Below are 19621 nucleotides of genomic sequence, written 5' to 3'. Positions count from 1 at the left end.
CGCGCTCTATGCTGCGACGAAGGACGAGACCCGGCCGACCGAGGCCGGAAACCAAAGCCGAGGCCGACCCGAGGCCGACCCGAGGCCGACCCCGAGGAGGCACCCGCGTGGCGACAGGGCGCACCGACCCCGAGCGGCGGGACCGCATCATCGACGCGGCACTCGACCTCATCGTCGACGAGGGCGTCGCGGGCGTCTCGCACCGCAAGGTCGCCGCCCGCGCGGGCGTGCCGCTGGGCTCGATGACGTACCACTTCTCCGGTATGGACGAGCTGCTGCACGAGGCGTTCACCCGGTTCTCCGGGACGATCGTCGCCGTCTTCGAGGAGAGGCTCGGCGCGGCGGCCACCCCCGAGGAGGCCCGCGAGGCCGTCGCCGATCTCGTCCACCACCTCTCCGGCGGCAACCAGCGCGAGCTGATCCTCACCCACGAGCTCTACACCCTCGCCGCCCGCCGGCCCGCCTACCGCGAGCTCACCCGCACCTGGATGAGCCGCAGCCGCCGTGCCCTGGAATGGCACTTCGACGCGGCCACCGCGCGCCAGCTCGACGCGCTCATCGAGGGGCTGTCCATCCACCGCGCCCTGGAGACCGAGCCCCACGAGCGCGCCCTCACGGCCGAGGCGATCGCGCGCATCACCGCACCGCGCTCGTAGGCCCGCCCGGTACGCCGACAAGGGCCGCCTGACGCGATCGCGCCGCCCGCCCCGGATCCCGAGCATCGAACCCCGAAGCTCGGCACTCAGGACACGAGTGCCGGAGCGTGGCGTTCACTCGTCCGGGGGTACGTGCGTGAGGTCCGGGCCCGAAGCTCGGGTGCCGGGACCCGAGCGTCGAGATACGAGACCCCGGACACGAGCGCCTTCTTTAACCGGGGGGAAAAGAGGGGGGTTGGGGAAAACCGCCCCACCTCCCCACCCCGTCACGGCCAGCCAGTATGACTAATCGTGACAGCTTGCGGCGCAGCGTGACGGCCGCTTACGGTGCCAGAACTAAGCGACCCCGACGCGGTGTTCACAGCACCAGGCCGGGGTCTGACCGCAAGATCGAACCCACTAGAAAGACGATCCATTGGCTACCCAGCACCTTAGCCCCGCCCTGCCCGTCCCCGCAGTCTCGCCCGCGTGCCCGATGGCCAAACCCGGCTACGGCAAACGCTCCACGCCCGACCAACAGCCGCGCACGCGCGACGACTTCGCCATGCTCCCGGCCCGTGAGCGGTACGTCGCCGGATTCGTCGACCGCCTCCCCGACGGGGCCGCGATGAGCATCAAGCACCTGGCGAAGCAGCTCCCGCTGTACGGGCAACAGGCCATCTCCACCGCCCTGAACGCCCTGTCCGTCGCCGGGCACCTGCGGCGCGTACGGTGCTCCGTCGGCGCGGGCGACGAGACCCGCTGGGCCTTCCGCACGTTCTGGTCCCGCACCGCCCGCGACAACGAGTGGTGGACCACCTACCTCGCCACCGAGAAGGCCGCCCGGACCGCAGCCCCTGCGGGACCCCCGGCCGCCCCGGCACCGTCCGCCCCCACCCCCGCCGCCGTACCGCGGCAACGCACCGCGCCCGAGCCCACGAGCCCGGCAGAGGCTCCGGCACGGCCACCGGGACCACGGGCGCCGTCGACGGCTCCGACAACGACTGCTGCGGCCGCAACGACCGCCCCCTCCCCCGCCTACCTGGCCTTGGCCGAACTGGGCCGCCGGGACATCCGGCTGGCTCTGTCCGCCGACGACTGCGCCGCCCTGGAGGCGCAGGCAGCGGAATGGCTCGACCGGGGTGTCAGCATCGACTACCTGATCACCGCCCTCACCGCAGGGCTCCCCGCCCAGGTCGACTGCCCATCCCGCTTCGTCCGCCGCCGCCTCACCGACAAGATCCCGCCCCGGCTGCCCACCCGACCCACCACCCCGAACACCTCCCCCAGCACCGGCACCCCGGCCCCTCGCCTCCTCATGGAATGCACCGACTGCGGCCGCCCCGGCCAACCCGAAGCGCTCCCCGACGGCCTCTGCCGCCCCTGCCGCGCCGCCCACTCCGAGGGCCACCGGGCCGGCCCGCCCGACCCCACCGAAATCGCCGCCGTAAAGGCCCACATGGCGAACCTCCGCACCCTGCTCAAAGCGCCCTGAGGAGGTCGGCAGGACGCCGTCAGGGCGTGACGACGGCGAAGCCGGGGTCGGGATCGTCGAGGACGGACATGAGGACGGTCAGAACACCCAGGTCGCCGGTGACCCCGTTGCGCAGGCGCGTCCGGTACGTCTCGCCGAGGTCGGTGAACCGCCACAGCGGCAAGGGAGTGGTCCCACAACCGGCCAGCGCCCTCAACTCAATAACGCGTACGCCGCGTTGAACAGGATCAACGTGTGCACGAACCGCCCCGCCCGCGACGGCGGGTAGCGCCACATCAGCGGCCACGTGTCACCCCCGAGCGCCGGAACGGGTACGTAGCTGATCCGGCCCGTCGTCGAGTTGAACGTCGTCACCTCGCGCGGCCACGGCCGCCCCGCCGTCGACCCGGGCGGGACGAGGAAGTACACCCCGCGCCGGCCGTTCGACTCGCTGACGACGGGCCCCGGTTCGCCGCCGACCAACTCCTCCATCAGATCGGCCAGCCGCCGCCCGGCGTCACCGTCCACGCGGACCGCGTCGAATTGCACGCCCGCCTTGCGGAGGTGGAATCCGTACTCCGGAATCCAGTCCGCCGTCACACCACCGTTGATTGCGTTCACGGGACGATTGTGACCCCGATCACCTAGCGTTAACCATGTCTGCCGAGGTGCGTCGCAAAGCCGTTGACCTGCGTGAACTCCGCTGGATCCGCGTTGAGTTCGATGGCATCGAGTAATGACCGGTTGAGTTCGGTTGAGTCGAAAAGAGATCGCGTAATGGCGAGTGCTGAGAACAAGGAAACGGCGAGCCCGATGGCCCGGATGGTGGCCGAGATGGCCCGGACGCTACGCATCCAGCGCGGGTGGACGCAGGAGCAGCAGGGCAAGGAGATCGGCTACTCGGCGGCGGCGATCAGCGCCATGGAGACCTGCGCCCAGCCCGCCAGCGACGCCATGCTGGTCGAGCTGCAACGGGTGCACGGCAACGGCACGCGCATCTTCGAGACGGCACGGAAGTACATGCGGATGGAGCGGCTTCCCGAGCAGTTCAAGGACTACGCGCTGCTGGAGGAGGCCGCGCTCAGCCTCCAGTTGTTCGCCGCCAACGTCGTCCACGGGCTGTTCCAGACGGAGGCGTACGCACGAGCGCTGATCGGCGGCGGGCACCCGCCGCTCTCCGACGAGCGCGTGGAGGAACTGGTCCAGCTCCGGATGGCCCGCAAAGCCCTCTTTGACCGGGACCCGCTCCTGATGATCGAGATCATCATCGACGAGTCCGTCCTGCGGCGCGTCATCGGCAGCGAGGAGATCATGCGGGAGCAGCTGCTCCATCTCCTGGAGTGCGCCCGGCGACGTAATGTCACACTCTTGGTGCTGCCCCTGGACGCCGGGAAGTACGGCGAGTACGCAGGTGGTCGCGGCTCGATGAACCTGCTGGAGACCCCGGAGCACGAACGCCTCGCCTATCTGGAGCCGCAGGACGAGACTCTGCTGATCAGTGACCCGGCAAAGGTGAGCGTCTACGCTCAGCGCTATGCGAAGATCCGCGCGCAGGCCCTGGGTCCTCGTGAATCGCTGGACCTCATCATGCAGTTGGCAGGAGTGACGGAATGAGCGGCAACCTCCGATGGTTCAAGTCGAGCTACAGCCACGACAGCGGCGGTGACTGCATCGAGGTCGCCTTCGACTGGCGCACGTCCTCGTACAGCAGCGGGAGCGGCGGCGAGTGCGTCGAGGTCGCCGCCTGCCCCCACTCCGTCCACGTCCGTGACTCCAAGGTCACCGACGGGCCTGTCTTCGCCGTCGCGCCCGACGCCTGGTCGGCGTTCGTCACCTGGGCGGAGTGAGCCAAGAGCGCTCCGGCCTGCCGTACCCGCTGGTGGCGCCCGTGTTAGCGTCGGCGTCATGGCAGTACAGCGTGCTGGTGACGCGGAACCGGATCCCGAACCCGAACCGGCGCACCCGACGCCGCCCGAGGGGCTCAAGAGCCGGGACCGGATCCTGTGGGCCGCCTCGACCATGCTCGGTGAGGGCGCGGGGTCGGCGCTGAGCGTGCGCGCCGTGGCCGAGCGGGCGGGGGTGAGCACAGGGTCCCTGCGGCACCACTTCCCCACGCAACGCGCGCTCATAGATGCCATGTTGAAGGTTGTCTTCGACCTCGTCCTGCCCGAGGCCGGTTTCCGGGACACGTCCATCTCTCCGCGTGACCGCCTGCTCGGCTGCGTACAGGGCCTCCTCGTACCGCCGGACAGCACGCGGGGCGCCCGCGAGGCGTGGCTGACCGTGCACGAGCGGTACATCGCCTCCGAGCCCACCCAGGCCATGCGCGCGGAGTACCAGGCGATGCAGCGCGAGGTGACCCGCCGGGTCGAGGAGTGCCTGACCGTGTTGGTCGAGGAGGGGGCCCTGGCCCCCGGGGACACCACCCGGCGCGCGCGGTTCCTGCTGACGCTGGCCAACGGCGTAGCGATCGAGCAGGTGCTGCCGAGCGAGAACGCGCACATCGCCACCGAGCTGGACGTCCTGCGCACCGGCGTCGACCTCGTGCTGGACAACCGGGTCTGAGCCGGACCTCCGCGTGCGTCAGGTACCGGCCCCGCCGTCCAGGAGCCAGTGGTAGCGCATCCGCATCGCCCGCTCCGTCGCTCCGAACGCCGCGCCCACGCCCAGCGTGACGTTCAGCCACACCGGCAACCGCAACGGCGACTCGAAGGTACCCAACGAGTCCGCTATGGCCGGGATCTCGGAGATCGGCTGCGCCGCCTGGAGCAGATTGAGGCCGACCCCGATGAGCAGAAGCACCACGGACACGGCCCCGATGAGAGCGCTGGCCGCCGGGTGCTCGCGGGCGAAGTTCATGCGCCGCCACTCCGCCGAGCGGGGGTCGGGGACGAGGCGCGTCTCCGAACCGTCACCGTCGGCGACGAAGTGACAGCGGCGCATGCCCACCTCGCTCCTGCGGACCTCGATGGTCCCGCCGGGGACGGGGAAGCGGGCCGGGAGCTTCGACTCGGCCTCGCAGAGCCCGTCGCGGTACAGCCGCGCCCGGACCACGCCCGACTCGGGGTCGCCGCCGTGCTTGACCTCCACCGTGTACGTCGCGGAGATGCCGCCGCCCACCGGTAGCGGAAGGGAGAGCAGGGATCGGCGCGTCATCTGCCACCAGCGGAAGGGCTTCAGCGGCTTCCCGTCACCCGGCTTCACTCGGCGCTCAAGTCGTCGGTCGTTCCAGCTCAGCCCCATGGTGACGCCTTCCCTGATCGCGACCAATACGGTGTGCTACTTCAACCTCCCGATCCAAACTAACACACTGTACTAGTAGCGCACGGTGATCAGAGGGCCCCGCGTGACGGACGCACGAGGGCTCGTGGCTGAATATCCCTCGTACATAGGCAACTCACAGGTGGGGGGCACCACGCACATGGCAGGACACACCGCTCGGACCAGACGTTTCGCCGCGCTGGCCGCGACCGCCGCGATGACCGTCGCCGCGACCACGCTGTCCGGAGGACCGGCGGGGGCCACGGCGCTGCCGGTCCCGCACGACATCAACGGGGACGGATACGGGGACATCGTCCTCCCCGCGCCCGGCGCCACCGTCGCCGGAAAGGCGTACGCCGGCGCGATCGTCGTCCTCTACGGGTCGGCCAAAGGCGTCTCCGCCGCCAAGCGGGCCGTGATCACGCAGAACTCGCCGGGCGTACCGGGGGCGGCCGAGGAGGGCGACTCCTTCGGGGCGTCGATCGCCCTCGCGGACCTCGACAAGGACGGGTTCGCGGACATCGTCGTCGGATCGCCGCAGGAGAAGATCGGCTCCACGCGGTCGGCCGGAGCAGTCGTGGTGCTGTGGGGCGGGAAACCGGGCCCGGTTTCCGGCGTGGCGCTGCCGACGCTGCTGGAACAGCAGGGGCAGGCGGGGCGGGACGTCGCCGCCTGGTCAGGCCCCGACGGGGCGCAGGTCCTCGTGGTGAACAACAACAACGCCACGCGTCTGAACGGGCCGTTCAAGCGGACCGGGCAGGTCGCCGCCTCGTCCTACCTGCACGACGAGACCGGCTACATGAACGCCGCCGCGTACGGGGACCTGAACGGCGACAAGGCCGCCGACCGTGTTCTCGTCAACGGCCGCATGGGAGGCTGGAGCGGCGGGCCGGTGTACGTGAACTCCTCCATGGAGAGGCCGAACCGGCTGCACGGCGGCGACGGGCTCATCGCTGCGGTGGGGGACGTCAACGGGGACGGCTACGGGGACGTCGTGCTCGGCGACCCCGACGACCCGCACCCGGTGGAGGGGCCCATCGGCCACCTCGGCGGGGCGGTGCACGTGTGGTTCGGGTCGAAGACGGGTGTGGCGTACGACAAGGCACCGATGACCGTCCACCAGGACACGGCGGGCGTGCCCGGCGGCGGGGAGCGCGACGACGCGTTCGGGGCGTCGGTCGCGGTGGCCGACCTGAACAAGGACGGCGCGGCCGAGATCATCGTCGGGACGCCCGGCGAGGCGATCGGCAAGAAGGCGGACGCCGGGGGCGTCGTGGTCATTCCTGGCCGCCGTACGGGTCAACTCGGATCGGGCTCCTACGCGTTCACGCAGGGCACCGCCGGGGTGCCGGGCGCGGTGGAGGCCGGGGACCGGTTCGGCGCGACGGTGAGCGCCGGGGACCTGAACAAGGACGGACGGCCCGACGTCGTGGTGGGCGCGGCACAGGAGAACGGCCGGGGCGCGGTGTGGGTCCTGCCCGGCGGCAAGTCCGGGCTGCCTCTCTACACGTCGTCGGCGTCCTTCGGCCCGGGCTCTCTCGGGCTCTCCGGCGGCGACTGGCTGTACCTGGGTGGCGACCACCGGCACTAGCCCGCCCCGTCGTACGGGAAGGCGGCGCGGGATCTCGGGGAGTTCCCGCGCCGCCGTGTCACCCGGCCGGTGTCACCGGGTCCGTGTCACCTGGTCAGCTTGATGGAGTTGACCGGCGTGATGTCGAGGCCGCGGTAGTAGCCCGCCTGGAGGGCCATGGCCCTGTGCGCGCTGTCCTCGCCGTGCGCGACGGGCGAACCGGCCCGGCGGATCGGTGTGTCGAGCGGGACGGCGAGCAAGCACGCCTCGGTGCTGCGCACCGCGACGCTCGTCACCAGTACGCGCCGGGGCGGTGAGGTGGTGTACTCCCTGACCCCTCTCACCCACCGGCGCTGAGGTCCCGGGACCTCAGCGCCAGCCACAGGTCGTAGCGGGCGCTCGGGGGGCGCAGCAGGGAGCGCTGGAGCACCGTTTCGAGCCGGGTGAGGCGTTTACGGGTCCCGGGTACGGAGATGCCCAGCTCGGCGGCGGCCGGGCCGAGGCGGCCCTCGCACCGCAACCAGGTGCGCAGGGTCTCCTCCGCGCCGAGAACGGGGGCCAGTTGCTGGTCGGCCCAGTCGCGCACGGCGGGGCGGCACAGGATCGCGTCGAGGCCGCCCGCCGCCTTTGACGTACCGGAGGCGTGCGGGACCGGCGGGGCCGGCGACGGGACCTCGGGGGTGCACGCCGGGGCGGGGGTGGCGCGGACGCGCAGTGCCAGGTCGAGGGCGGCCTGGTCGGCCAGCCGGTGCAGATCGAGGCCGAGCAGCTCGCCGATGAGCCGCAACCGGGCGGCGAGGGTGTTGCGGTGGACCTTGAGGTGGTCGGTCGCGTGCGACGAGAACGCCAGCCAGGAGGTGGCCGTGGCCAGCAGCTCCTGGCTGCCGGGGTCCTGCGCGCGGCGCGGGACATGGGTCAGGAGCGGGTTCAGCAGCTCGTCCGCCCACCGGCGGCCGGCCGGTCCGACGACGAGTGCGGGATCCGGCGAGACCCCGAACCGGGCATGCCGGCCGGGCAGTTCGCGGGCGACGGCCAGGGCGTGGAAGGCCTGGCGGTAGCCGGTCGCGGTATCGGCCAGCGGCACGGGCTCGCTGACGCCCACCACGCAGTCGCCCACCCGGGCGGCGACGGCCTCGTCGGTCGGGACGGCCCCCGGCTCCGGCCGCTTCTCCTCCGCGGGCATGACCAGGATGAGGTGGCTGGCGTAGACGGGGCACCGCACGATCCAGGAACGGCCGCCGTCCGCGTCCACGCAGACCCGGGCCACCTCGTCGCGGTCGCCGCCGGAGCACTCCACGACGCACACCCGCACCGGGTCGGGGAGCCGGGGGCGCAGCGCACCGGCGACCTGCTGGGCGATGGAGAGCTGACCGGTCATCAGCAGGTGCAGTACCGCCTCGCGGCCCCGGGACTCGGCGAGGTCCACCCGGCGGCGCTTGCGCTCCAGCGTCTCGGCCCGGAGGCACAGGGACAGCGGCAGCACCACGTCGGCCAGCAGCATGGCGAGCCCGGCGGCCACCGGCCGGGGCGTGACGACGGCGAGCACGGGAGCGGCGGGGTCGGCGACGCCCGGAGGGGAGACGCCGAGGGGGAAGAACAGGGCGGTGTACGCACCCGTGTCCACGGAATACGCCTGGACCCCGCGTTCGGTGAGGGCGCTCGCCCCCTCGGCGACCAGCCCCGCGACATCGGGGACCATCGCCCCCGCCGTACGGGCCGCGGCATGCAGCACCGTCCCGTCCGGCCCGACGAGCCCGGCCCAGCCCTCGGTCCGCCCGGCCAGCCAGCGCAGCAGCCCGGCCGTGCCGCCGGTGCGCGCCAGCCGGTGCATCCGCAGAAGATCGTCCGCACGCTCCCCTGAACGCATCAGTCCCCCCGTTCCGCCCAGGACACAGCCGTATCACCGGTGATCCGGCCATTCTGACTGTGCGGACCGATACCCCGGCGGCCGCCCCATTGGGCGCATTGAACCTCCCGGTGCCCCTACCCCCCGATCTATCGTCCGAACGTGTTCCGGCACGTCGGGGGAGGACGGGGGAGGCCGGGACACGGGAACGCGGGAACGCGGCGGCAGCGGCTCACGGGGGTGGTCGCTGTCGCCGGTTGCCGCGTTCCCGCATGTCGGGGCGCGTGGGCCGCGCACGAGCTGCACCGGGGCCGGGTCCCCTTGTCAGGACCCGGCCGTGGCGGTGGTGGACCGGACACCCACCGGCATCTGCTGATGTCGGTGCGGCCGCAGTTGGTGTGACGGGGGCCGGACGCCGGGACGGGGGGTGCGCCCCGGCTCGCGCCGGACACACCCCCCGCTCGGGTGGGGTCCTCGGGTTCCGTCGAGGGCCTGGAGTCAGCAGCTCAGGTTCGGGCCCGTGGTCGTGCCGAGCAGCTGGGTGAACTGCGTGAACTTGTTGATCCGGCTCTGGACCTGGGCCGGGTTGCCGCCGTTGCACTCGATCGCACCGTTGATGGAGCGGATCGTCTCGCCGAAGCCGGCGTTGTTCACGATGGCGTTGTGGCCGGTCATGGTGCCGGGGCCGGACTGGGTGTTCCAGTACCAGAGGGCGGTCTTCCAGGCGATGGCGGCGTTCTGCTCGACCAGATAGGGGTTGTTCAGCAGGTCGATGCCGAGCGCGTCACCGGCCGCCTTGTAGTTGAAGTTCCAGCTCAGCTGGATGGGGCCCTTGCCGTAGTAGGCGGACTGGCCGGCCGGGCAGCCGTAGGGCCGGCTCGCGTCGCAGTAGTGCGGGTAGTTCGCCTCGTTGACTTCCTTGATGTAGTACAGCCCGCCGGTCTCGTGGCTGACGTTGGCGAGGAAGGCCGCGGCCTCGCGCTTCTTGACCTCGTCGCTGCCGGTGTTGGCGAAGGCCGGGTAGGCGCTGAGGGCGTCGGTCAGGCCCCGGTAGGTGTAGAAGGGGTTCCGGTTCGGGAACATCTGGTTGAACTGGGCCTCACTGACGACGAATCCGTTGGACTGGCCCGGGTCCTCACCGCCCCCGCCGGTACCGCAGGCGCCCTTGTCGGCCCATACGTCCGACGAACCCGGGCGCTCGTTCTGGGTCCACCACTTGGCCGTGTAGTTACGGCCGTTGTACGAGACAGAGCCACCGTTCGTGTACACGGCGGAGGAGCTCCAGGCCGTCGCGCAGGTGGCGGCCTGGGCAGTGGCGGCGGGAAGGACGACGAGCGCCGCGACGACCGCGCCGAGCGCGACGAGCAGGCTCATGACACGTCGGATCACGTGATCACACTCCTTGGACGCGGCGCTACGTCCGGCCGTGCGCCGCTGTGGGGGTGCCCGACACCCAAGCGAAGATGGTCTGGACCTGTCAAGGTCTAGACCATCTTTTGTGACAAGCCGCCGGACTTGCCGAAGTCGTCGAAGGTCGGCAAGTAGGAACGGAATGCTGTGCTCCGGCTTCTCGGGCTGCTGCCATGAGGGGGTCACATTCCTCTGTGGAGAAGGGGGTTCGCCCGGGATGCGGACCACAACGATGGGCAGGGACGGGCCGGTCGTCGGCCGGCTGGGACTGGGAGCCATGGGCCTCTCGTACCGCTACGCCCCCGGAACGAGGGACCGGACCAAGGCGGTGTCACTCGTCCAGGAGGCGGTCGACCTCGGGGTCAACCTGGTCGAGACGGCCGACGCCTACGCGGACGGCGAGAACGAGCGGCTGATCGGCGAGGCCATCCGCGGCCGACGGGACGAGGTGGTGCTCTGCACCGGCGGCGGCCTGCTGGGCAACCCGGACGGGGTGCTGCGGCCTGCGGGCGGACCGCAGGCACTGCGGGACGCGGTCGACGAGAGCCTGCGCCGGCTGGAGGTGGATCACATCGACCTCTATCTCCTGCGCCGGATCGACCCCGCGGTCCCGCTGACCGAAAGCTGGGGCGCGCTGGCCGAGCAGGTCTGGGCGGGCAAGATCCGCATGCTCGGGCTGCCCGTCGTGACCGTGGAGCAGGCCCGAGAGGCCGAGGCCGTGCACGAGGCGGCGGCGATCGGCGCAGAGGTCTCCCTGTTCACGCGGTGCGGCCTCGACGACGTCGTCCCGTACGCGGTGGAGCGACGGATCGCCCTGCTGGCCGGCGCCCCGCTCGGGCGCGGTCTGCTGACCGGCGCGCTGTCCCGCCCCGAGGACCTGCCGCCGGGCGACTGGCGGCACACCCAGCCGCGCTTCGCCCCGCGGGCCATCCGCCACAACCACGCCCTCGCACAGGCCGTCGCACAGGTGGCGGCCCGGCACGAGGCCACCCCGGCCCAGGTCGCCCTGGCGTGGCTGCTCCGGCTCGGTGACCACGTGGTGCCGCTGCCCGGCACCCGGGCGTCGTACCACCTCGCGGAGAACCTCGGCGGGGCCCGCGTCCGGCTGACCGAACAGGACCTGACCGACCTGGAGTTCCTGCCCTATCCGGCAGGGTCCGCCGAGGTGTGAGCCCGGCCCGGACCACCCGAGCACCGCTGCCCCCGACTCTCCACCACTTCTGGAGTTCCTGACATGACGACCTCACTGGTACGGCAGGTCCTCCCGCGGCCCCGGCCGCGGGCGGCGACCGCCGACGTCCACGGCACCACGGCGTCCGGGTTCGCCTCGGTGCGCCACTCCTTCGAACAGGCCTGCCGGGAAGCGGGCCCCCCGAGAACCCGGGGAGCCGCGCTCGCCGTCGTCCAGGACGGTGAACTGGTGGTCGACCTGTGGCAGGGCACCGCCGATCCGGTCACCGGGACCGCGTGGAGCGGCGACACCCTCGTACCGCTGCTGACGGGCTCCCACGCCGTTCTGGCCACGACGGTCCTGCTCCTCGCCGACATGGGCGCGCTCGCCCTGGACCGGCCGGTCGCGGAGTACTGGCCGGAGTTCGCGACGCGCGGCAAGAGCGCGGTGACGCTGCGGGACGTGCTGACCTTCACCGCCCGGCTCCCGGCCGTGGAGGCGGGGCTCGACCAGCGGGACGTGGAGAACCCGCGCATGATGGCCGCGCTCCTCGAACTGCACGGCCTGGAGGACGATCCCCGGGCCGGGGGCGTGCTGCACAGCCCGTGGACCGCGGGGTGGATCGTCGCGGAGGTGGTCCGCCGGGTCGACGGCCGCGATCTCGACCTGTTCTTCCTGGAGGAGATCGCCGGCCCCCTGGGCCTGGACGTCCACTTCGGTCTCGTACCCGACCAACTGCCGCACACCGCCCGCATCTCGTACGGGGCGGACTTCCGCTCCCGTTTCCCGGCGCCGGACGGCGGGGAGGACAGCGGCGCGGCGGAGCTGTCCGGGCGGGTGTGGAACAACCCGTGCCCGTTCCCGGCGGACGCCGGGGTGTGGAGCGAGAGCCGGCGGCGCTACGCGGTCATCCCCTCGCTGGGGGCGTACGCGTCGGCCCGCGGCCTCGCCCGGCTCCAGGGCGTCCTGGCCGCCGACGCCGTACGGGCTCCGGGCGAGGAGCCGCTGCTGCTGTCGCGGCGCACGCTCGACCAGGCGCGGAGCTTCTGGGCCGAGGGCCTGGACCCGCTGCTCGGCGGGGTCAGCGCCTACGGCGAAGGCGGCCTCCAGCTCCTCGACGACGGGCTGCACCCGGCCGTCCGCTCCGGCGCCTTCGGCCACCAGGGCCCCGGGTCGGTCACCTACCAGGCCTGGCCCCGGGCCCGGACCGGCGCCGCCTGGGTCCGCGGCCGGCTGACGGCGGGCCCGGGCGCCCGGCTGCTGGACGAGGTGGCCGACGCGGTGGACCGGTCGCTGCGGGCGGGCTGAGGAATCCGCCGGCCCGCCGGCGGGAGCGGTGCGAGACGGGCCCCGGCCGCCGTCGGGCCGGGGCCCGTCAGCTCTCCGCCCGCGAAGGCTCCCGGTCGTCGCGGACGGACCCCTCGCCCCGGTCCGCGGCGAGGCCGTGCAGGACGACGTCCCAGACGGAGTCCCAGACCGCGCCCCCCGCCGCGCTCCGGGGCGTGCCGGGGGCGGCCATCACCCCCTCCGCCAGGTGCGCCAGCATGGCCTCCGCCTCCTCGGGCGCGACGCCCGGGCGGAGCCGCCGGGCACCGTGGGCCCGGTCGAGCACGGCACGGAGGACGGGCATCCAGGTCTCGGCCAACGGCGGAGCGCTGTCCGGCGGACCGGCTTCCAGGCGGCGTACGGCGCGGACGAAGCGGTCCTCGCGCGCCAGCCGGGCCAGCGTGCCGATCAGGACCCGCAGCTCCCGTAACGGGTCGGCGGCGGGGGCGAGTCCCGCCAGGGAGCGGTCGAAGCGCGCACGTCCGGTGAGCCGCACCTCCTCGGCCAGGGCGGTCTTGTTCCTGAAGTGGAAGGTCAGAGCGCCGATCGAGGTCTCGGCCCGACAGGCCACCCGCTGGAGTGAGGCGCCTTCGTAACCCCGCTCGGCGAACTCCTCGGCCGCCGCCTCCAGCACGGCCTGTCGGGTCCTGGCCGCCCGTTCCTGCATGCGCCTTCTCCTTGAACCTCGGTAAGTCGCCACTCTTCTCCCTCAGAAATATAACGAACATTCTCTATGTTTGTTAGTCTGCTCAGCGACGCTCACCTGGGAGGGACTTGCAGTGACGACGATGCACGAAACGCCCGAGATGGCGACGGGCCGAGCGCTGGACGACCTGTCCCGCCTCCTCTTCGGCCACTTGCACCGCTCCGACCAGCAGCGTTGGGGGCATGTGTACTTACAGGGCCTGCTGCGTACGCACGGCAAGAAGACCGTGCGGCGCATGGCCGCCACCGTGACCGGCTCCGAGGCGACGTCGTCGTCGCTGCACCAGTTCGTGAACGCCAGCCCCTGGGAGTGGGCCCCGGTCCGCGGCCGGCTGGCCCGCTGGGCCACCCGGTCGCTGCCGGTGCGGAGCTGGACCCTGGCGCCGACGGTGCTGCCCAAGCGGGGGAACCACTCGCCCGGCGTGCACCAGCGCTTCCTGCCGGAGTCGGGGCGCACCGTCAACTGCCAGCTGGGGCTGGGCCTCTTCCTGAACACCGGGCAGGCACACCTCCCGGTCGACTGGCAGCTCTTCCTGCCGCCGCGCTTCACCCAGGACCCAGCCGTACGGGACCGGGCGAAGATCCCGGCGACGGCCCGGCCGCAGTCACCGGGGGACCACGCCCTGCAGCTGGTCCAGGAGATGACGTCCTGGACGGACGGGGAGACCGCGCCCGTGGTGGCCGACCTGACAGCCCTGTGCGACACCCCGCAGCTGGCGCGGCGACTCCAGGGCAGCGGGCACTCCTTCGTGCTCGCCGTCCCGGGCCAGACCGCCATCGGCGCAGCCGAACTGCCGCCGGGTGAGCGGCCGTCGGCGCGGGCGCTGCTGCTGCGCCGCGGGGTGCGGCACCCGGCGGGGGCGGGCCGCCGGATCATCTCGTACGAGACCCCCGTGCCCGGGCTCCGCCCGAGCGGCGAGAGCACCCACGGGCCCGGCCGGCTGCTGGCCGAGTGGGACGCGGACGCGGGGCGCCCGGGCCGGATCTGGCTGACCAACATCACCGACCGCCATCCGGCCGAACTGCTGGAGCTGGCCCACTCGCCCCGGGGCGCGGAGTCCGCGGTCCGGCGCATGGGCGAGGACTTCGGCCTGCTCGACTTCGAGGGCCGCTCCTTCCCCGGCTGGCACCGGCACATGACACTCGTCTCGGCCGCCTACACGTGTGCCACTCTCGAAGGCATGAACCCCTGACTCTTCATTGCGCATACAAGTAAATATCGGCCAGCACCCGCTCCCGCAGGCACCAGCCCTCCCCAAATGATTGCATGGGCATGTATCTTGTTGGTATCGCAGTCGAGAAGGGGAGCTGTTCCATGACGATCAACCAGCAGCCACGCGCCGCCTCCGATCAGACCATGTGGGAGGCCGTTCTCGGTCTGCACGCCTTCGTGGAACGCCAGCTCGCACACACCCTCCAGCGCCGCTACGGGGTCGGCCTGTCCGAGTACCGGGCCCTGGAGACCCTCCACCAGGCCGAGAAGGGCGAGTGCCGCATGCAGGAACTGGCGGACCACATCGGCCTGGGCCAGAGTTCGGTCACACGCCTGGTGGGACGGCTGGACAGCGCCGGCTACGCCTACAAGGACAGCTGCGCCGACGACAAGCGCGGCGTCTTCGCCGTCATCACCGAAGAAGGCCGCAAGCGCTACCAGGAAGCCCGCGCCACGTACGCCGACGTCCTCAGCTCGGCCCTCAACACCGCGAGCACCGACGCCCAGCTCGCCCGGGCGGTGCAGGCGCTGCGCAGCGCCGCCTGACACGACCACGAGGACGGCGGGAGGCGGCCGGGGCAACCCGGCCGCCTCCCGCCGTCCTTTGCATGTTCGGGCTTCCTTCGAAGGCGACAGGGGTGTGGCCTGGATCACACGAACGCCCAATCTATTTGCTTGACCATGCAAATAGAACCGCGTAGGTTCTCTCTCGTAGCCAGATCTCGCGGCCTCGCAGCCGGATCTCGCAGTCGGACCGCGCGGCTCACTCGCACGGCCGGATCCCGCCGTGAGATCGCCCATCCACCGAGGGGGACCGTTGCCATCGCCTCGCCTGTTACAGGCCTTCAGCAGACATGTGCAGGAACAGCCCGACAGCACCGCACTCGTCGCCGCCGGCGAGCGGGTCAGCTACGCGGAGCTGGAGCGGCTGACCCGCCGCGCCACCGCCGACCTGGACGGCGCCGGCTTCGGATCCGTCCGCGCCCTGTGCGTCCCGGCCCACAAGTCACCGGAGACCATCGCCCTGCTGCTGGCGGCCTGGCGTCAGGGGATCAACACCCTGGTCCCCTCCCCCGGTCTGGGCGCCGCCGCCCTGGCCACGCTCACCGCCCAGGCCCACGGCCCGCTGACGGCCACGGCGGTCCCCGGCGGCGGTGTGAGCCTGGTGCGGGAGGAGACGGACCCCGCGGCGGCGGACGGCTTCAGCGTCCCCGACCCCGCCGAGTCCCTGCTGACCCTCACCACCTCCGGGTCCACCGGCGTACCCAAGCTCGTCCCGATCCGCACCCATGCCTTCGACCGGTTCGCCGACTGGGCCACCGGGAAGTTCGGGATCGACGGCACGACCCGGGCGCTGAGCTTCTCGCCTCTCAACTTCGACCTGGCGCTCCTCGACGTCTGGACGGTCCTGGAGGCCGGCGGCACGGTCGTGCTGGCCGACGCCGGGGCCAGCGGGGACGCCGGCTATCTGCGGGAACTGACCCTCGCCCACGAGGTGACCCTCGTCCAGGGGGTGCCCCTCCTCCACCGGCTGCTGGCCGCGGAAGGGGCTCGCTACCCGGCGGTCCGTACGGTCGTCTTCACCGGGGAGGCCGTCTCCGAGCAGGGGCTGCGGGACGCGTTCGCCTCCTGCCCGGGCGCCCGCTTCCACAACGTCTTCGGCTGCACCGAGACCAACGACAGCTTCATCGAGGACATCGACCCCGACGCGTACGTCCATCCGCTGCCCATCGGCACCCCGGTCGACGGCACCGACGCGGTCCTGCTGATCGACGGGCCCGAGGGCAGCGAGGTCCTCCAGGGGCCGGGCACCGGCGAACTGCTGGTGCACACCCCCTTCCAGACCTGCGGCTACCTCGAACAGGCCCGTAACGCCCGCGCCTTCATGCCCGACCCGCGCGGCGGCGGCGCCATGTTCTACCGCACCGGCGACCTCGTCCACCGCGACGCCGACGGCCGCTACTTCCTCCAGGGACGCACCGACTTCCAGGTCAAGGTGCGCGGCGTGCGCACCAACACCATGGAGGTCGAGACCGTCCTCGGCGCCCACCCGGACGTCGTCGAGGCCTGTGTCGTCGCCCTGCCCTGCCCCGAGGCCGGCAACCGGCTGCACGCCGAAGTGGTGCGCCGGGACGGGGCCTCCCTCAGCTCGCTGGGACTGCGGGCGTACGCGGCGAAGCACCTGCCGCGGCACGCCGTGCCCAGCTCGGTCGGGCTCGCCGGCACACCGCTGCCGAAGACCCCGACCGGCAAGCCCGACCGTAACTCGATCAAGAAGAACCGACTGAACGGAGACACCTCATGAGCACCACCGCCAGCGACCCGATCCGCGCCTACATCGTCAGCGAGTTCCTCGCCGGCGAGGACGCCGAGGACCTGACCGACGACTTCGACCTCATCGAGAGCACCGTCGTCAACAGCCTCGGCCTGGTCCGCCTCATCTCCTGGATATCCGAGACCTACCGCATCCCCGTCGACGACATCCCCCTGGAGCCGGCCGCCTACCGCACGCTCGCGGACATCCGCCGCTTCGTCGAGCAGGCCGCCCCGGCCTCCGTCTGACCCCACAGCTCCACCCCCGCACCGCCCGCCCCCCCCACACGCTCCAGCGCACCAGCACACGTCCAGAACACAACGATGACAGGAGTACTTCCATGATCGTCCGTTCTCTCTCCGACGTCCCCGCGGTCGAGTGGGGCAGCGGCACCAGCCACCGCCTGCTCACCGAGGCCGACGGTATGGGCTTCACCGTCTGCGAGACGCTGGTCCGCAAGGGCACCTCCAGCGGGCTTCAGTACCTCGGTCACCTGGAGGCCTGCTACTGCATAGGCGGCTCGGGCGAGGTCGTCACCACCGAAGGCGTCCGCCACAAGATCAAGACCGGCACCATCTACGCCCTGGACCAGCACGACGCCCACCACCTGCTCGCCTCCGACGACGAGGACCTGCTCCTCGTCTCCGTCTTCAGCCCGGCGCTGCGGGGCGACGAGAAGCACTCGCTCTCCGAGGACGGCTTCTCCCGCTACTGATCACCGCCGCCGGGTGCGGGGCCGCGACGGCGCGGCCCCGCACCCGGCTCACCCCGCGACCGGCGAAAGGCAAGGCAGAGCCCTCATGGCAGCAGAGAAGGACACAGACACCTACGGCGTCACAGCGCCGTACGGCGACGAGCTGAACGACGACGTCGCCCGCTGGGACCGGGCCGGCGAGTTCCCCCGCGAGAAGTGGAAGCCGCTCCAGCGTTCGGGCCTCTTCACCCTCCCCTTCGCCCCGGAGTACGGCGGCGCCGGCCGGACGCTCACCGAGACCATGTCCGCGCTGGAGGGCCTCGGCCACACCAGCCGGGACGCCGGCCTCAACTTCTCGGCGTCCACCCAGATCGTCAGCGTCGGCATCCCGCTCCAGGCGTTCGGCTCCGAGGAGCTGCGCTCGCGGTACCTGCCGCGGGTCACCTCCGGCGAGGCCATCACGGCGCACGCGATCACCGAGCCGAGCCACGGCTCCGACGTCATGAACATCCGGACCACCGCGGTCCGCGAGGGCGACGAGTACGTGATCGACGGCGGCAAGATGTTCATCACCAACGCCCCCGTCGCCGACCTCTTCCTGCTGTACGTCCGTACCGGCAAGCCGGGCGCCTTCGGACTGAGCACCTTCCTCGCCGAGCGCTCCACGCCCGGCCTGAAGATCGGCGAGCCGCTGGAGACGATGGGGCTGCGCACCTCACCCATCAGCGAGGTCACGCTGGAGAACGTCCGGCTGCCCGCCGCCAACCGGCTGGGCAGCGAGGGAGCCGGCTTCCTGATCATGGACTACGTGATGAAGCGGGAGGTCCTCTTCTCCTTCGCCGTCAACCTCGGAGAGATGACCCACCGTCTCAAGCGCGTCGTCGAACACGCCACCACGCGCCAGCAGTTCGGCAGCGCCATCGGCAAGAACCAGGCGGTCTCCCACAAGATCGCGGACATGAGGATCGCCGTGGAGACGGCCCGGAAGTGGCTGTACGACACCGGGCGCAAGGTCGAGCAGGGCACGGACGCCTCGCTGGACGTGGCCGCCACCAAGATCGTGGTCAGCGAGGCCAACCAGCTCACCGCCCAGCACGCCATCCAGATCTTCGGCGCCCGCGGCTATCTGACCGACACCGGCATCGAGCGCGAGCTGCGCAACGCCACCTCCGGCTCCATCTACTCCGGCACCAACGAGATCCAGCGCAACTGCATCGCCGCCCTGATGGGCCTGTGACGAGAGGTATCCGCCATGACCGACACCCTGACCGACACCGTCTCCGCACCCCCGGCCCCCGAGGACCTGGACCGCCTCACCGCGGCCACCGACTTCCTCGACCACGAGCACGGGACCGTGCGCGCCTTCGTCGACAAGGCCCTGGACGGGATCGACCGCGAGAAGGCCGGCCAGGTCGAACTCGCCGTCGCCCTCTACTACGCGGTGCGCGACGGCATCCACTACGAGGTCTACGGCGCCGACCTCTCGCCCGAGGGGCTGAAGGCGTCCAGCATCATCACCGGCGGCAAGGGCTTCTGCCTGCACAAGTCCGTGCTCTACGCCGCCGCCTGCCGCTCCGTCGGCATCCCGGCCCGGCTGCACTACAGCGACGTCCGCAACCACCTCGCCTCCGACCGGCTGCGCTCCTACATAGGCGGCGACGTCTTCTTCCACGGCCTGGTCACCGTGTATCTCGAAGGCCGCTGGCTTCAGGTGACCCCGGTCTTCAACAAGCTCCTGTGCCGGCTGTACGGCATGACCCCGCTGGAGTTCGACGGACGCTCGGACAGCCTCTACCACCCCTTCGACGCCCAGGGGCGGCAGAGCATGGAGTTCCTCACCGATCACGGCGACTTCGACGACGTGCCGTACGAGTTCGTCCTGGACAACATGCGCCGCAAGCACCCGAAGTTCCTCGACGCGGACGGCACCGGCACGGTCAGCGGCGGTTCGCTGGCCGACGAGGCGAACTGAGCCCTCCCCTCCCCCCTCCCCCGCAGAGAA

At 71.7% G+C, this 19621-nt stretch carries 22 protein-coding genes; 15 read left to right on the top strand and 7 right to left on the bottom strand.

Annotated features, from left to right (window positions below):
* Positions 1-107: 107 nt before the first annotated feature.
* Positions 108-656: a TetR/AcrR family transcriptional regulator gene (locus tag CCZ36_RS18945; RefSeq protein WP_128818183.1), complete on the top strand. Its 549-nt coding sequence runs from the start codon at positions 108-110 to the stop codon at positions 654-656.
* A gap of 475 nt (positions 657-1131) precedes the next feature.
* On the top strand, positions 1132-2130 hold the full coding sequence (locus tag CCZ36_RS18940; RefSeq protein ID WP_237302696.1) for a MarR family transcriptional regulator: 999 nt from the start codon (positions 1132-1134) through the stop codon (positions 2128-2130).
* Between the two features lie 19 nt (positions 2131-2149).
* Here the strand turns inward: CCZ36_RS18940 and CCZ36_RS34810 are convergent, their stop codons facing one another.
* Positions 2150-2293, bottom strand: coding sequence for a hypothetical protein (locus tag CCZ36_RS34810; protein ID WP_164873453.1), 144 nt, complete (start codon positions 2291-2293; stop codon positions 2150-2152).
* Positions 2294-2322: 29 nt separating this feature from the next.
* The gene (locus tag CCZ36_RS18935; RefSeq protein ID WP_206515749.1) at positions 2323-2730 is read right to left on the bottom strand and encodes a hypothetical protein; all 408 of its coding nucleotides are present in this window, start codon (positions 2728-2730) and stop codon (positions 2323-2325) included.
* A gap of 156 nt (positions 2731-2886) precedes the next feature.
* On the opposite strand from CCZ36_RS18935, the gene CCZ36_RS18930 reads away from it, so the two are divergent.
* The 3 genes from CCZ36_RS18930 to CCZ36_RS18920 are packed head-to-tail and all read left to right on the top strand — an operon-like array spanning position 2887 to position 4674.
* On the top strand, positions 2887-3723 hold the full coding sequence (locus CCZ36_RS18930) for a DUF5753 domain-containing protein (RefSeq protein ID WP_164873527.1): 837 nt from the start codon (positions 2887-2889) through the stop codon (positions 3721-3723).
* Positions 3720-3956 (top strand): DUF397 domain-containing protein, encoded by a 237-nt coding sequence (locus tag CCZ36_RS18925; RefSeq protein ID WP_128818181.1) that lies wholly within the window; start codon positions 3720-3722, stop codon positions 3954-3956. The genes CCZ36_RS18930 and CCZ36_RS18925 overlap by 4 nt, the downstream gene beginning before the upstream one ends.
* Before the next feature lie 58 nt (positions 3957-4014).
* On the top strand, positions 4015-4674 hold the full coding sequence (locus tag CCZ36_RS18920; protein WP_128818180.1) for a TetR/AcrR family transcriptional regulator: 660 nt from the start codon (positions 4015-4017) through the stop codon (positions 4672-4674).
* Between the two features lie 18 nt (positions 4675-4692).
* Here the strand turns inward: CCZ36_RS18920 and CCZ36_RS18915 are convergent, their stop codons facing one another.
* Entirely contained in the window at positions 4693-5379 is a 687-nt protein-coding gene (locus CCZ36_RS18915; RefSeq protein WP_206515748.1) for a hypothetical protein, read from the bottom strand.
* A gap of 151 nt (positions 5380-5530) precedes the next feature.
* On the opposite strand from CCZ36_RS18915, the gene CCZ36_RS18910 reads away from it, so the two are divergent.
* On the top strand, positions 5531-6961 hold the full coding sequence (locus CCZ36_RS18910) for an FG-GAP repeat protein (protein WP_128818179.1): 1431 nt from the start codon (positions 5531-5533) through the stop codon (positions 6959-6961).
* 86 nt (positions 6962-7047) lie between these two features.
* Here the strand turns inward: CCZ36_RS18910 and CCZ36_RS35100 are convergent, their stop codons facing one another.
* The 3 genes from CCZ36_RS35100 to CCZ36_RS18895 all read right to left on the bottom strand — a co-directional run bounded on the left by CCZ36_RS35100 (position 7048) and on the right by CCZ36_RS18895 (position 10175).
* Positions 7048-7284, bottom strand: a complete 237-nt coding sequence (locus CCZ36_RS35100; protein ID WP_206515747.1) for a hypothetical protein — start codon at positions 7282-7284, stop codon at positions 7048-7050.
* The gene (locus CCZ36_RS18900; RefSeq protein ID WP_128819602.1) at positions 7281-8771 is read right to left on the bottom strand and encodes a helix-turn-helix domain-containing protein; all 1491 of its coding nucleotides are present in this window, start codon (positions 8769-8771) and stop codon (positions 7281-7283) included. The genes CCZ36_RS35100 and CCZ36_RS18900 overlap by 4 nt, the downstream gene beginning before the upstream one ends.
* 513 nt (positions 8772-9284) lie before the next feature.
* On the bottom strand, positions 9285-10175 hold the full coding sequence (locus CCZ36_RS18895) for a glycoside hydrolase family 19 protein (RefSeq protein WP_069735566.1): 891 nt from the start codon (positions 10173-10175) through the stop codon (positions 9285-9287).
* Between the two features lie 238 nt (positions 10176-10413).
* On the opposite strand from CCZ36_RS18895, the gene CCZ36_RS18890 reads away from it, so the two are divergent.
* Both CCZ36_RS18890 and CCZ36_RS18885 read left to right on the top strand, forming a co-directional pair.
* Entirely contained in the window at positions 10414-11367 is a 954-nt protein-coding gene (locus CCZ36_RS18890) for an aldo/keto reductase (RefSeq protein WP_069735567.1), read from the top strand.
* Between the two features lie 63 nt (positions 11368-11430).
* The gene (locus CCZ36_RS18885; RefSeq protein WP_069735568.1) at positions 11431-12675 is read left to right on the top strand and encodes a serine hydrolase domain-containing protein; all 1245 of its coding nucleotides are present in this window, start codon (positions 11431-11433) and stop codon (positions 12673-12675) included.
* 67 nt (positions 12676-12742) lie between these two features.
* On the opposite strand, the gene CCZ36_RS18880 is transcribed toward CCZ36_RS18885, so the two are convergent.
* Positions 12743-13360, bottom strand: a complete 618-nt coding sequence (locus tag CCZ36_RS18880) for a TetR family transcriptional regulator (protein ID WP_069735569.1) — start codon at positions 13358-13360, stop codon at positions 12743-12745.
* A gap of 121 nt (positions 13361-13481) precedes the next feature.
* Here CCZ36_RS18880 and CCZ36_RS18875 point away from each other — a divergent pair, with 121 nt between their 5' ends.
* The 7 genes from CCZ36_RS18875 (at position 13482) to CCZ36_RS18845 (ending at position 19591) form a co-directional block, all read left to right on the top strand.
* On the top strand, positions 13482-14591 hold the full coding sequence (locus CCZ36_RS18875) for an IS701 family transposase (protein WP_237302695.1): 1110 nt from the start codon (positions 13482-13484) through the stop codon (positions 14589-14591).
* Positions 14592-14713: 122 nt separating this feature from the next.
* Entirely contained in the window at positions 14714-15157 is a 444-nt protein-coding gene (locus CCZ36_RS18870; protein WP_069735571.1) for a MarR family winged helix-turn-helix transcriptional regulator, read from the top strand.
* 310 nt (positions 15158-15467) lie between these two features.
* Entirely contained in the window at positions 15468-16916 is a 1449-nt protein-coding gene (locus CCZ36_RS18865) for an AMP-binding protein (RefSeq protein ID WP_079133915.1), read from the top strand.
* Positions 16913-17173: an acyl carrier protein gene (locus CCZ36_RS18860; RefSeq protein WP_069735573.1), complete on the top strand. Its 261-nt coding sequence runs from the start codon at positions 16913-16915 to the stop codon at positions 17171-17173. The genes CCZ36_RS18865 and CCZ36_RS18860 overlap by 4 nt, the downstream gene beginning before the upstream one ends.
* Before the next feature lie 92 nt (positions 17174-17265).
* Positions 17266-17640 carry an ectoine synthase gene (locus tag CCZ36_RS18855; RefSeq protein ID WP_069735574.1) on the top strand — a complete coding sequence of 125 codons (375 nt, stop codon included), beginning with the start codon at positions 17266-17268 and terminating at the stop codon, positions 17638-17640.
* Positions 17641-17725: 85 nt separating this feature from the next.
* The gene (locus CCZ36_RS18850; protein WP_069735575.1) at positions 17726-18856 is read left to right on the top strand and encodes an acyl-CoA dehydrogenase family protein; all 1131 of its coding nucleotides are present in this window, start codon (positions 17726-17728) and stop codon (positions 18854-18856) included.
* Between the two features lie 15 nt (positions 18857-18871).
* Positions 18872-19591 (top strand): transglutaminase-like domain-containing protein, encoded by a 720-nt coding sequence (locus CCZ36_RS18845; protein ID WP_176734495.1) that lies wholly within the window; start codon positions 18872-18874, stop codon positions 19589-19591.
* Positions 19592-19621: the final 30 nt, after the last annotated feature.

The sequence above is a fragment of the Streptomyces sp. S063 genome (genome assembly GCF_002832675.1).
Lineage (GTDB): Bacteria > Actinomycetota > Actinomycetes > Streptomycetales > Streptomycetaceae > Streptomyces > Streptomyces sindenensis.
The sequence above is the reverse complement of the archived record's forward strand: the minus strand, read 5'-3'. Positions and strand labels throughout refer to the sequence as shown.